The organism is Salmonella enterica subsp. arizonae (assembly GCF_008692845.1).
In the GTDB taxonomy this organism is placed as follows: Bacteria; Pseudomonadota; Gammaproteobacteria; order Enterobacterales; family Enterobacteriaceae; genus Salmonella; species Salmonella arizonae.
Genome location: NZ_VXJW01000003.1, coordinates 1 through 11,995, shown reverse-complemented (window position 1 = coordinate 11,995; position 11,995 = coordinate 1). Strand labels below are relative to the sequence as shown.

Annotated in this window: 13 protein-coding genes; 11 read left to right on the top strand and 2 right to left on the bottom strand. The window is 55.4% G+C overall.

Annotated elements, in window-relative coordinates; genetic code table 11:
- Positions 1-35: 35 nt before the first annotated feature.
- From ada to F4V61_RS07260, 3 genes are all read left to right on the top strand, one after another.
- On the top strand, positions 36-1,097 hold the full coding sequence (gene ada, locus F4V61_RS07270) for a bifunctional DNA-binding transcriptional regulator/O6-methylguanine-DNA methyltransferase Ada (protein ID WP_079827551.1): 1,062 nt from the start codon (positions 36-38) through the stop codon (positions 1,095-1,097).
- A 2-nt stretch (positions 1,098-1,099) separates the two neighbouring features.
- Positions 1,100-1,750, top strand: coding sequence for a DNA oxidative demethylase AlkB (gene alkB, locus F4V61_RS07265; protein ID WP_058344856.1), 651 nt, complete (start codon positions 1,100-1,102; stop codon positions 1,748-1,750).
- Between the two features lie 75 nt (positions 1,751-1,825).
- Positions 1,826-3,520, top strand: coding sequence for a multidrug ABC transporter permease/ATP-binding protein (locus F4V61_RS07260; RefSeq protein ID WP_038395202.1), 1,695 nt, complete (start codon positions 1,826-1,828; stop codon positions 3,518-3,520).
- Positions 3,521-3,536: 16 nt separating this feature from the next.
- Here the strand turns inward: F4V61_RS07260 and F4V61_RS07255 are convergent, their stop codons facing one another.
- Both F4V61_RS07255 and eco read right to left on the bottom strand, forming a co-directional pair.
- Entirely contained in the window at positions 3,537-4,784 is a 1,248-nt protein-coding gene (locus F4V61_RS07255) for a SulP family inorganic anion transporter (protein ID WP_001276996.1), read from the bottom strand.
- A gap of 197 nt (positions 4,785-4,981) precedes the next feature.
- Positions 4,982-5,470, bottom strand: a complete 489-nt coding sequence (gene eco, locus F4V61_RS07250) for a serine protease inhibitor ecotin (protein ID WP_012209961.1) — start codon at positions 5,468-5,470, stop codon at positions 4,982-4,984.
- A gap of 411 nt (positions 5,471-5,881) precedes the next feature.
- Here eco and napF point away from each other — a divergent pair, with 411 nt between their 5' ends.
- The 8 genes from napF to F4V61_RS07210 all read left to right on the top strand — a co-directional run.
- The gene (gene napF / locus F4V61_RS07245; RefSeq protein WP_000228061.1) at positions 5,882-6,373 is read left to right on the top strand and encodes a ferredoxin-type protein NapF; all 492 of its coding nucleotides are present in this window, start codon (positions 5,882-5,884) and stop codon (positions 6,371-6,373) included.
- Positions 6,363-6,626 carry a chaperone NapD gene (napD, locus tag F4V61_RS07240; RefSeq protein ID WP_000557388.1) on the top strand — a complete coding sequence of 88 codons (264 nt, stop codon included), beginning with the start codon at positions 6,363-6,365 and terminating at the stop codon, positions 6,624-6,626. Before napF ends, napD begins: the two co-directional genes overlap by 11 nt.
- Positions 6,623-9,109: a nitrate reductase catalytic subunit NapA gene (gene napA, locus F4V61_RS07235; RefSeq protein ID WP_000778087.1), complete on the top strand. Its 2,487-nt coding sequence runs from the start codon at positions 6,623-6,625 to the stop codon at positions 9,107-9,109. Before napD ends, napA begins: the two co-directional genes overlap by 4 nt.
- Before the next feature lie 6 nt (positions 9,110-9,115).
- Complete coding sequence (napG, locus tag F4V61_RS07230) at positions 9,116-9,811, top strand: ferredoxin-type protein NapG (protein WP_000091672.1); 696 nt, start codon at positions 9,116-9,118, stop codon at positions 9,809-9,811.
- A complete protein-coding gene (napH, locus tag F4V61_RS07225) occupies positions 9,798-10,661 on the top strand; it encodes a quinol dehydrogenase ferredoxin subunit NapH (RefSeq protein ID WP_058344859.1) in 864 nt (287 codons plus the stop codon). The genes napG and napH overlap by 14 nt, the downstream gene beginning before the upstream one ends.
- A complete protein-coding gene (napB, locus tag F4V61_RS07220) occupies positions 10,658-11,107 on the top strand; it encodes a nitrate reductase cytochrome c-type subunit (protein ID WP_080161009.1) in 450 nt (149 codons plus the stop codon). The genes napH and napB overlap by 4 nt, the downstream gene beginning before the upstream one ends.
- Before the next feature lie 9 nt (positions 11,108-11,116).
- Positions 11,117-11,719, top strand: coding sequence for a cytochrome c-type protein NapC (gene napC, locus F4V61_RS07215; RefSeq protein WP_000431781.1), 603 nt, complete (start codon positions 11,117-11,119; stop codon positions 11,717-11,719).
- Positions 11,720-11,739: 20 nt separating this feature from the next.
- Positions 11,740-11,995 (top strand): ATP-binding cassette domain-containing protein (locus F4V61_RS07210; protein WP_150363955.1); only part of this gene is annotated, 256 nt, incomplete at its 3' end.

Here is an 11,995-nt window from a genome sequence, read left to right as displayed (position 1 = left end):
CATATAAGCAAGCACTATGCTTAATGAAGGAGTCTATGATGAAAAAAGCGTTACTTACCGATGATGAATGTTGGCAGCGGGTGCAGGCGCGCGATGCCAGCGCGGATGGTTGTTTCGTTTTTGCGGTGCGAACCACGGGAATCTTTTGCCGTCCCTCGTGCCGCTCGAAGCGGGCGTTACGCAAAAATGTCCGCTTTTTTGCCAACGCGCAGCAGGCGCTGGATGCCGGTTTTCGCCCCTGCAAGCGTTGTCAACCGGATGATGCGCGCGCGCAGCAGCGGCAGTTGGATAAGATTGCCTGCGCCTGCCGGTTACTTGAACAGGAGACGCCGGTGACGCTGGCGTCCCTGGCGCAAGCGGTGGCGATGAGTCCATTTCATCTGCACCGTCTGTTTAAAGCGAGCACCGGAATGACGCCGAAAGGGTGGCAGCAGGCGTGGCGCGCCCGTCGGCTGCGTGAGGCGTTGGCGAAAGGAGAGCGGGTCACGGCAGCGATTTATCGTGCAGGTTTCCCGGATAGCAGTAGCTACTATCGTCATGCCGACCAAACGCTGGGCATGACGGCAAAGCAGTTTCGCAAAGGCGGCGATAATGTTTCCGTTCGCTATGCGCTGACGGACTGGATTTACGGACGGTGTCTGGTGGCGGAGAGCGAGCGGGGGATTTGCGCGATTCTCCCCGGTGATAGCGATGATACGTTACTGGCTGAATTACACACCCTTTTTCCGGCCGCCCGCCACGAACCTGCCGACGTGCGTTTTCAGCAACGAGTGCAGCAGGTAGTCGCGGCTATCAACACACGCGATGTGCTGCTCTCGCTGCCGCTGGATATCCAGGGAACGGCCTTTCAGCAGCAGGTCTGGCAGGCGTTACGTGCGATTCCCTGCGGTGAAACCGTGAGCTATCAGCAGCTTGCTGCGCGTATCGGCAAACCCACTGCAGTGCGCGCGGTCGCCAGCGCGTGCGGCGCAAATAAACTGGCAATGGTGATTCCGTGTCATCGGGTCGTGGGTCGCGATGGCGCGCTCTCCGGTTATCGTTGGGGCGTGAGTCGAAAAGCGCAGCTATTAAAGCGAGAAGCGCAAAAAGAGGAGTAGCGATGCTGGATCTATTTGCTGATGAAGAACCCTGGCAAGAGTCGCTGGCGCCTGGCGCGGTGGTGTTGCGCCGTTTTGCTTTTCGCGCGGCGCAGTCGCTGTTAGACGATATCAGGTTTGTCGCCAGTCAGTCTCCGTTTCGTCAGATGGTGACGCCGGGCGGATACACTATGTCGGTAGCGATGACCAACTGCGGCGAGTTAGGGTGGACCACCAATCGTCACGGCTATTGTTATTCTGAGCGCGATCCGTTGACGGATAAGCCTTGGCCTGCTCTGCCGTTATCGTTTGCCAGCGTATGCCGTCAGGCGGCGCTCGCGGCAGGGTATGAGAACTTCCAGCCGGACGCCTGCCTGATCAATCGCTATGCGCCCGGCGCAAAGTTGTCGTTGCATCAGGATAAAGACGAGCCGGATCTGCGTGCCCCTATCGTCTCGGTTTCATTGGGGGTGCCGGCCGTTTTTCAGTTTGGCGGCCTGCATCGCAGCGATCCGCTTCAGCGTATCTTACTGGAGCATGGCGATATTGTGGTCTGGGGCAGCGAGTCCCGGCTGTTTTATCATGGTATTCAGACGCTGAAAGCGGGCTTCCATCCCATGACCGGTGAATTTCGCTACAATCTGACTTTCCGTCAGGCGGCTGAAAAAGAATAAAAATAAGAATTATTATTGCTGTGAAGGTGGAGTTAGTTAAACTGCGGGCTGTTATTATCTGTCCGGGTTGTGTACATGGAACTTCTTATTCTTGTCTGGCGGCAGTACCGCTGGCCATTTATTAGCGTGATGGCGCTTAGCCTCGCCAGCGCGGCGTTGGGGATTGGCCTAATCGCGTTTATCAATCAGCGCCTGATTGAAACGGTGGATACGACCGTCATGGTGCTGCCGGAATTTCTCGGTCTGCTCCTGTTGCTAATGGCCGTAACGTTAGGTTCCCAACTGGCGTTAACCACTTTGGGACACCATTTCGTTTACCGCCTGCGCAGTGAATTTATCAAGCGCATCCTGGATACGCATGTCGAACGTATTGAGCAACTGGGCAGCGCCTCTTTACTGGCCGGTCTGACCAGCGATATTCGCAATATTACTATCGCCTTTGTGCGTCTGCCTGAACTGGTGCAGGGCATTATCCTCACCGTCGGCTCGGCAGTGTATCTGGCGATGTTATCGACAAAAATGCTGCTGGTCACGACGGTCTGGATGACCATAACTATCTGGGGCGGATTCGTGCTGGTGGCGCGGGTTTACCGGCATATGGCGACTTTGCGCGAGACTGAAGATAAGTTGTACAACGATTATCAGACGGTGCTGGAAGGACGCAAGGAGCTAACGTTGAACCGTGAGCGTGCGGAGCAGATTTTTAAGCAATGTTATACCCCGGACGCCAAAGAGTACCGTCATCACATTATCCGTGCCGATACTTTTCATCTGAGCGCCGTCAACTGGTCGAATATTATGATGCTGGGGGCGATAGGCCTGGTCTTCTGGATGGCGAATAGCCTCGGCTGGGCTGATACCAACGTCGCGGCGACCTATTCGCTGACGCTGCTGTTCCTGCGCACGCCGCTACTGTCTGCGGTGGGGGCGTTGCCAACGCTACTGGCCGCCCAGGTGGCATTTAATAAACTGAATAAATTCGCGCTCGCCCCGTATAAACCCGATTTCCCGCAGCCGAAAGCCTTTCCGGGCTGGCAGACGCTGGAGCTACGCAACGTGGTTTTTCACTACCAGGATAACGCGTTTTCCGTGGGGCCCATTAACCTGACGATTCACCGCGGCGAGCTGCTGTTTTTAATTGGCGGCAACGGTAGCGGAAAATCGACGCTGGCGATGTTATTGACCGGTTTATACCAGCCGCAATCGGGCGCGATTTTACTTGATGGGCAGCCTATTGCCGCCGGGCAGCCGGAAGATTATCGCAAACTGTTTTCTGCGGTGTTCACCGATGTCTGGTTATTCGACCGCCTGCTGGGGCCGCAGGGGAAACCCGCGAATCCCGCGCTGGTCGATAAATGGCTTGAGCACCTGAAAATGACGCACAAGCTGGAACTAAACGACGGGCGCATTTTGAATCTTAACCTGTCGAAAGGGCAAAAAAAACGCATTGCGCTGCTGCTGGCGCTGGCGGAAGAGCGCGATATTATTTTGCTGGATGAGTGGGCCGCCGATCAGGACCCGCATTTCCGCCGGGAGTTTTATCAGGTACTGCTGCCGTTAATGCAGAAAATGGGGAAAACCATTTTCGCCATCAGCCATGATGATCACTATTTTATTCACGCCGATCGTCTGCTTGAAATGCGTAACGGACAGCTAACTGAACTCACCGGCGAAGAACGTGACGCCGCCTCGCGCGATGCGGTAGCGCGTACCGCGACTATGGCGCCGGATGAACGGCCTGATAAGCAAAGCGCTATCAGGCATGGTTAATGGCGTAACGCCAGGCTTATTTTTCCGGGGCGGGCGATGGGATTTCTGCTGTCACCGCGTTTTTCTGTCTGACAATGCGGGGAAGCAACAGCATAGCGATAACGCCAGCGACGACGCCAATCGCCAGATTTGCCGTATAGACCGTTGCCGCCACGGTAACCAGCATCACCAGCGTTTCCGCGATGGGTAAACGCGTCAGCGTAGCGGGCTGGATACTGTGCCAGCTAAAGGTTTTCACTGCCACAATCGCCATAATACCTGCCAGCACCGCCATCGGGATTTTCGCCATCACCTCGCTGAGCGCCGTGACCAGCAGTAACAACACTACGCCGGCGGCCAGCGTCGAGACGCGACTGCGGCCTTTGCCCATTTCAACGTTGACTATGGTTTGGCCAATCATCGCACAGCCGGCAATACCGCCGTAAAAACCGGCCAGGATATTCGCGATACCCAGCCCGGCGCTTTCTCGTTTTTTATTCGATGGCGTCGCCGTCAAATCGTCCACCAGTTTCGCCGTCAGCAGCGACTCCATCAGGCCGACAAAGGCGATGCTCAACGCGCAGGGCCAGATAATCGCCAGCGTTTGCCAGTTAAGCGGGACGGACAGCAGCGTCAGCCCTGGCAGCCCGCGACTCATGGGGCCCTCATCGCCGACGGTAGGCAGCAGTTGCCCGGTTGTGGCGGTAAACACGGTCAGCAGGACGATGGCAATTAGCGGCGCGGGAATGCTTTTAATCACGCGTGGCGCCCACAATACAATCAGCAGCGTCAGGACAAACAGCCCCCAGATTAACGGACTTTTACTCCAGAAGTGTGGCACCTGCGCAAAGAAAATCAAAATGCCGAGCGCGTTAACAAATCCTGTCATCACGGCGGCAGGAATAAAGCGCATCAGCCTCGCCATTCCCAGCACCCCGAACAGGATCTGAATAACGCCGGCCAGGACTACCGCGGGCAAAATATACTGTACGCCATGCTGGCTGACCATTGGACCGATGACCAGCGCGACGGAACCAGCCGCCGCCGTGACCATTGCCGGACGACCGCCTAATACGGACATCGCCAGACACAGCACCACGGAAGCGATCAGGCTGACTTTAGGGTCAACGCCCGCAATAACTGAAAAGGAGATCACTTCCGGGATCAGCGCCAGCGCGGTAAGCACGCCAGCCAGCGTTTCGCGAACCAACAGGCGCGGGGAACGTATTACACGGCTAACGGCATATTCCGTAGCGGTAGTAGAGGGGAAAGACGTTGCAGACATAAACACTCTCAGGTCAAATCAGGCCTGATTACAGCAGACCGACAGGCGTCCGTGCGGCGAATAGTAAAGCGCCGCATACTACCTGTCCCACGAGCGGGTTTCCAGAAGTGTTTTACGTATAACCCAATAAACAGAAACCCGCATCGCGGCACAAACTGGGAGGCGAATGCCCGATAAGCGTGACCGGGCTGTGAAAATTAACGCGCTACGGCGTTTTGTACGTTAGCGTCCGCTTTCCAGATGCGGTATTTCACGTCCACATTCGCCGGGGTATACACCACGATCGGCAGCTTGCTGTTGTAGCGCAGCATCCCGTCTTGACCCAGCCAGGCGGTGACGAATTTTGGCTCTTTCTTACCTTCAGGACAGGCCATCATGGTCGATACCTGAGAGGTGACGTTATCAAAGACATAATAGTCATAGCCCCAGCCTTCCAGAGTTTTTGTTTTCAGCTTGCCGCCGAGACGATGCTGGTTACAATCCACGTTTAGTGTTTGACCAATCAACAATTCCACTTTAAGGGTAGATTCATCCTGCTGAGGGGTTAGGGTAATCACTTGCCGCTTCATTCCTTTTTCCGCCTGCGGATAGGGGGCGATTTTCTCCAGCGGCTGGGCGTTATCGCCATTGACGGCCCAGGCAGAGGCGCTGGCGGCGAAGACGACGGCAGGAACAAACATCTTCATTTTATTGTTCACAGTATTTCCTTTCTGCTATTTCTGTATGCACAAGGGACAGGTTAACACATTTACATTATCTATTAATCCGTATTAATTCATATTTTTAAGTTTATTAATAAATAGCAATCTTATTATCCAGTGGAATGTTCTGATATTTAAGGTATGAATAATATTATTGGCTGCTTGTGTTTTTCGTTATATAAATATCTATATAACTCATTGAAATGTGAGAAAAAGCACGTTTGTCGGCCTTTACCCGGCAGTCTTTTGATCCGGCAACAGCATTTACCTCTATCGGGGTATGCATCTCTAACACATCCTGAAATATCTTATTTACAAAAATAACTACTCATAAATTGTGCGGTTTTTATTGCTATTTACCCCTATGGAAGCGTGTCGTTAAGGAAGGGCGATATCATGGTTGATTTATCCCGTCGAAGCATGTTGACCGGCAGTTGGCGCAACGCCAGCAATGGGATTCTTCCGCCGTGGGCCAGAGAAGCGTCTTATTTTCTTGCCCAGTGTCTGCGTTGCGACGCCTGTATCCAGGCGTGTGAGTCCAATATCCTGCAACGAGGAACGGGAGGGTATCCGGGCGTAGATTTCAAACAGGGCGAGTGCAGTTTTTGTTATGCCTGCGCGCAAGCCTGTAGCGAGTCTCTTTTTCTTCCGCGCCACACCAGGGCCTGGGATCTGATTTTTACGCTCGGAGAAAACTGCCTCGCCAGGCAATCGGTTGAATGCCATCGTTGCCAGGACAGTTGTGAGCCTATGGCCATTACCTTTCGCCCCACGTTATCCGGTATTTACCAGCCGCAGCTTGACCCGCAGGCCTGTAACGGATGCGGGGCGTGTGTCGCTATCTGTCCAGTGTCAGCCATTAAAGCGGAGAACAACCATGCACACTAACTGGCAGGTCTGTAGCCTGGTCGTACAGGCCAAAAGTCAGAATATCGCCGCCGTCCGCACACAGTTGCAGACGTTGCCGGGTTGCGAAGTCGCGTTAAGCGACGTTGAAAGCGGCCAGTTGATCGTGGTGGTAGAGGCAGAGCAGAGCGAATCGCTGATGCAAGCAATTGAGTCAGTACGCAATGTTGAGGGCGTACTGGCGGTGTCGCTGGTTTATCACCAGCAGGATGAGCAAGGTGAGGAAACACCATGAAACTCAGTCGTCGTAGCTTTATGAAAGCTAACGCCGTTGCGGCCGCTGCGGCGGCTGCCGGTTTGAGCGTGCCGGGCGTCGCCCGCGCCGTTGTCGGGCAGCAGGAAGCCATCAAATGGGACAAAGCGCCGTGCCGTTTTTGCGGAACGGGCTGCGGTGTGTTAGTGGGAACGCAGCAGGGCCGCGTGGTCGCCTGCCAGGGCGACCCGGACGCGCCGGTCAACCGTGGTCTGAACTGCATTAAAGGCTACTTCCTGCCCAAAATTATGTACGGTAAAGATCGTCTGACGCAGCCAATGTTGCGCATGAAAGACGGCAAATATCACAAAGACGGCGAGTTTACGCCAGTGAGCTGGGATCAAGCCTTCGATGTGATGGAAGAGAAGTTTAAAACGTCCCTGAAAGAGAAAGGACCAGAAGCGATCGGCATGTTTGGCTCTGGTCAATGGACCATCTGGGAAGGCTATGCCGCTGCAAAATTGTTCAAGGCGGGTTTCCGCTCTAACAACATCGACCCGAATGCGCGTCACTGCATGGCGTCGGCGGTGGTGGGCTTTATGCGCACCTTTGGCATGGATGAACCGATGGGCTGCTACGACGATATTGAGCAGGCCGATGCGTTTGTGCTGTGGGGTTCCAACATGGCGGAGATGCACCCGATTTTATGGTCGCGCATCACTAATCGCCGTTTGTCCGATCCGAACGTGAAGGTCGCGGTCCTCTCCACCTTCCAGCACCGTAGCTTTGAACTGGCGGACAACGGTATTGTTTTTACCCCGCAAAGCGATCTGATGATCCTTAACTATATCGCCAATTACATTATTCAGCACGATGCGGTAAATCAGGATTTTTTTACAAAGCATGTGAATCTGCGTAAAGGGGCGACGGATATCGGCTACGGCTTACGCCCGACGCACCCGCTGGAAAAAGCGGCGAAGAATCCGGGCTCCGACGCTTCCGGGCCGATGAGCTTCGACGAGTATAAAGCCTTCGTGGCGGAGTATACGCTGGACAAAACCGCTGCAATGACCGGCGTGCCGAAAGACCAACTGGAACAGTTGGCGCAACTCTATGCCGATCCGAACAAGAGAGTGATCTCTTACTGGACGATGGGCTTTAACCAGCATACCCGCGGCGTGTGGGCGAATAACCTGGTTTACAACCTGCATCTGCTGACCGGCAAAATCTCCCAGCCTGGCTGCGGTCCTTTCTCCCTGACCGGCCAGCCTTCTGCCTGCGGTACGGCGCGTGAAGTGGGAACTTTCTCACACCGTCTACCGGCAGATATGGTCGTAACGAACGAAAAACACCGCGATATCTGCGAAAAACACTGGCAGATCCCCGCTGGCACTATTCCGGCAAAAGTGGGTTTACACGCGGTGGCGCAAGATCGCGCGCTGAAAGACGGCAAACTGAACGTCTACTGGGTGATGTGTAATAACAATATGCAGGCAGGGCCGAACATCAACGAAGATCGTATGCCGGGCTGGCGCGATCCGCGTAACTTCATCATTGTCTCCGATCCTTACCCGACCGTTAGCGCGCTGTCTGCGGATCTGATCCTGCCGACCGCCATGTGGGTTGAAAAAGAAGGCGCTTATGGCAACGCCGAACGCCGCACGCAGTTCTGGCGTCAGCAAATTAAAGCGCCGGGCGAAGCCAAATCCGATCTCTGGCAACTGGTGCAGTTCTCCCGTCGTTTTAAAACCGAGGAGGTCTGGCCGGAAGCGTTGTTGGCTCAGAAGCCGGAGCTGCGCGGTAAAACGCTGTATGACGTCCTGTTCGCCACGCCTGCGGTCAGCAAATTCCCGCTGAGCGAGCTGAAAGAGGATCAGTTAAATGACGAATCCCGTGAACTGGGCTTCTATCTGCAAAAAGGGTTGTTTGAAGAATACGCCTGGTTTGGACGCGGCCACGGTCATGATCTGGCGCCGTTCGACGATTACCACAATGCGCGCGGTTTACGCTGGCCGGTGGTTGACGGTAAAGAGACACAGTGGCGCTACAGCGAAGGCAACGACCCCTACGTAAAAGCGGGGGAAGGGTACAAATTCTACGGTAAACCGGATGGCAAAGCAGTGATCTTCGCGCTGCCGTTTGAACCCGCGGCGGAGTCGCCGGACAACGAGTACGATCTGTGGCTTTCCACCGGTCGCGTGCTGGAACACTGGCATACCGGCAGTATGACGCGCCGCGTGCCTGAACTGCATCGCGCCTTCCCGGAAGCAGTGGTCTTTATCCACCCGCTGGATGCGAAAGCGCGCGATCTGCGTCGCGGCGATAAGGTTAAAGTATCGTCCCGCCGCGGCGAAGTGATTTCGTTTGTCGAAACGCGTGGCCGCAACCGCCCGCCGCAGGGGCTGGTGTATATGCCGTTTTTCGATGCCGCTCAACTGGTGAACAACCTGACGCTGGATGCGACGGACCCGCTCTCTAAAGAGACGGATTTCAAGAAATGCGCCGTTAAACTGGCGAAGGTGTAACGCGCTATGTCCCGTACAGCGAAACTCCAAAATGGCCGCCGCCGCTTTTTGCGTGATGTTGTGCGCACTGCGGGCGGGCTGGCGGCGGTTGGCGTGGCGCTGGGCTTGCAACAGCAAACCGCGCGCGCAACGGGTGTGCGGCTGCGCCCGCCAGGTGCGCTGAATGAAAACGCCTTCGCCAGCGCCTGCGTGCGCTGTGGGCAGTGCGTTCAGGCGTGTCCATACGACACGCTAAAACTGGCGACGCTGGCCTCCGGACTATCGGCTGGTACGCCCTATTTCGTCGCTCGCGACATCCCCTGTGAAATGTGTGAAGACATTCCGTGCGCCAAAGTTTGTCCCAGCGGGGCGCTGGATAAAGATATCGTCTCCATTGATGACTCGCGCATGGGGCTGGCTGTACTGCTGGATCAGGAAAACTGCCTTAACTTTCAGGGGTTGCGCTGTGACGTTTGTTACCGCGAATGCCCGAAAATTGATGAGGCCATCACGCTGGAACTGGATCGCAACATGCGTACCGGCAAACATGCGCGTTTTCTGCCCACCGTACACAGCGACGCCTGTACCGGCTGCGGTAAATGCGAAAAAGTCTGCGTACTGGAGCAACCGGCGATAAAAGTGTTGCCGTTGTCGTTGGCGAAAGGGGAGCTAGGGCACCATTACCGCTTCGGCTGGCTGGAGGGGAAAGATGGCAAATCGTAAACGTGACGCCGGGCGAGAAGCGTGGGTGAAAAAAGGTTGGTGGCGCAGCCACCGTTGGCTGGTGTTACGGCGTATCAGCCAGTTTATGGTGCTGGGGATGTTTCTCAGCGGCCCGTGGCTGGGTTTTTGGGTTTTGCATGGCAACTACAGCGGTAGTTTGCTGTTCGATACCCTCCCGCTGACCGATCCGCTGATTACCCTGGAAAGCCTCGCCAGTGGACATCTTCCCGCGGCCGTAGCGCTGACGGGAGCGGTAATTATCACTGTGCTGTATGCGCTGGCGGGAAAGCGAGTATTTTGCAGTTGGGTTTGCCCGCTAAATCCCGTTACCGATTTGGCTAACTGGATGCGCAGGAAGCTTGACCTGAATCAGTCTGCGACGATTCCGCGCCATATACGGTACGTACTCCTGGTGGTGGTGTTAATCGGTTCGGCGTTGACTGGCACGTTGCTGTGGGAATGGATCAATCCCGTGTCGCTGTTAGGCCGTAGCCTGGTCATGGGATTTAGTAGCGGCGCGCTGCTGATTATTGCTTTGTTTTTATTTGATTTATTAGTCGTTGAGCACGGTTGGTGCGGTCATATTTGCCCGATGGGAACGCTATATGGCGTGCTGGGCAGTAAAGGCGTAGTGACCGTGGCGGCCAAAAAACGCGAGAAATGTAATCGCTGTATGGATTGTTTTCATGTTTGCCCGGAACCGCATGTGCTACGTGCGCCGGTGCTGGATGAGCAAAGCCCGGCGCAGGTAACCCACCGCGACTGCATGACCTGCGGCCGCTGCGTGGATGTCTGTTCTGAGGATGTTTTTACAATAACAACACGATGGAGTTCGGGAGCGAAATCATGAAAAGCCATGACCTGATGAAAGCGCTGTGTCAATGGATGGCCACGCTTGCCCTGGTGGTAAGTGGTGCGGTTTGGGCGGCAAACGGAGTGGATCTGAGCCAGTCGCCGGAAGTATCCGGGACGCAGGAAGGGGCGATTCGTATGCCGAAAGAGCAGGAGCGTATGCCGCTGAATTACGTCAACCAGCCGCCGATGATCCCGCACAGCGTCGAGGGCTACCAGGTGACCACCAATACCAACCGCTGCCTGCAATGCCACGGCGTAGAAAGTTATCGTACTACGGGCGCGCCGCGTATCAGCCCGACGCACTTTATGGACAGCGACGGTAAAGTGTCGGGCAACGTCGCGCCGCGTCGTTATTTCTGCCGGCAGTGCCACGTACCGCAGTCTGATACCGCGCCGATTGTCGACAATACCTTTACCCCCTCGAAAGGTTACGGGAAATAAGAGGTCATTATGGAAAATTCTAACCGTAAACCCGGCTGGATAAAGCGCGTCTGGCGATGGTGGCGCAGCCCCAGCCGTCTGGCGCTGGGGACCTTGCTGTTAATCGGTTTTATCGGCGGTATTATCTTCTGGGGCGGCTTCAATACCGGGATGGAAAAAGCCAACACCGAAGAGTTTTGTATTAGCTGCCATGAAATGCGCAACACGGTGTATCAGGAATATATGGAAACCGTCCACTACAACAACCGTAGCGGCGTTCGCGCCACCTGCCCTGACTGCCATGTGCCGCATGAGTGGGGGCCAAAGATGATCCGTAAGATAAAAGCCAGTAAGGAACTGTACGCTAAGGTATTTGGATTGATAGATACACCGCAGAAATTTGAAGCTCATCGCCTGACGATGGCGCAAAATGAGTGGCGACGTATGAAAGACAACAATTCGCAGGAATGCCGCAACTGCCACAATTTCGACTTTATGGATCTGACAGCGCAAAAAGGCGTCGCGGCGAAAATGCACGATCAGGCGGTAAAAGACGGACAGACCTGTATCGATTGCCACAAAGGGATCGCGCATAAACTTCCGGATATGCGTGATGTTAAACCAGGATTCTGACAGGACGTTAATGCGTGGGAATGCTTGAAGCCAGAGAACTGCACTGCGAGCGGGACGAGAGGACGCTGTTTCGCGGGCTGTCGTTCACCGTGGACGCCGGGGAGTGGGTGCAAATCACCGGCGGCAACGGCGCGGGGAAAACCACCCTGCTGCGCCTGCTGACCGGGCTGGCGCGCCCGGACGGCGGGGAGGTGTACTGGCGGGGCGAACCCCTGCGCCGCGTGCGCGACAGCTATCATCAGGATCTGTTGTGGACCGGACATCAGCCGGGAATTA

Bases quoted from the DNA above. Each gene is read 5' to 3' on its own strand.
- napC (WP_000431781.1), top strand. From the start codon at position 11,117: ATGGAAAATTCTAACCGTAAACCCGGCTGGATAAAGCGCGTCTGGCGA.
- napF (WP_000228061.1), top strand. From the start codon at position 5,882: ATGGTTGATTTATCCCGTCGAAGCATGTTGACCGGCAGTTGGCGCAAC.
- napG (WP_000091672.1), top strand. From the start codon at position 9,116: ATGTCCCGTACAGCGAAACTCCAAAATGGCCGCCGCCGCTTTTTGCGT.
- ada (WP_079827551.1), top strand. From the start codon at position 36: ATGATGAAAAAAGCGTTACTTACCGATGATGAATGTTGGCAGCGGGTG.
- napA (WP_000778087.1), top strand. From the start codon at position 6,623: ATGAAACTCAGTCGTCGTAGCTTTATGAAAGCTAACGCCGTTGCGGCC.
- napD (WP_000557388.1), top strand. From the start codon at position 6,363: ATGCACACTAACTGGCAGGTCTGTAGCCTGGTCGTACAGGCCAAAAGT.
- napB (WP_080161009.1), top strand. From the start codon at position 10,658: ATGAAAAGCCATGACCTGATGAAAGCGCTGTGTCAATGGATGGCCACG.
- alkB (WP_058344856.1), top strand. From the start codon at position 1,100: ATGCTGGATCTATTTGCTGATGAAGAACCCTGGCAAGAGTCGCTGGCG.
- F4V61_RS07260 (WP_038395202.1), top strand. From the start codon at position 1,826: ATGGAACTTCTTATTCTTGTCTGGCGGCAGTACCGCTGGCCATTTATT.
- napH (WP_058344859.1), top strand. From the start codon at position 9,798: ATGGCAAATCGTAAACGTGACGCCGGGCGAGAAGCGTGGGTGAAAAAA.
- eco (WP_012209961.1), bottom strand. From the start codon at position 5,470: ATGAAGATGTTTGTTCCTGCCGTCGTCTTCGCCGCCAGCGCCTCTGCC.
- F4V61_RS07255 (WP_001276996.1), bottom strand. From the start codon at position 4,784: ATGTCTGCAACGTCTTTCCCCTCTACTACCGCTACGGAATATGCCGTT.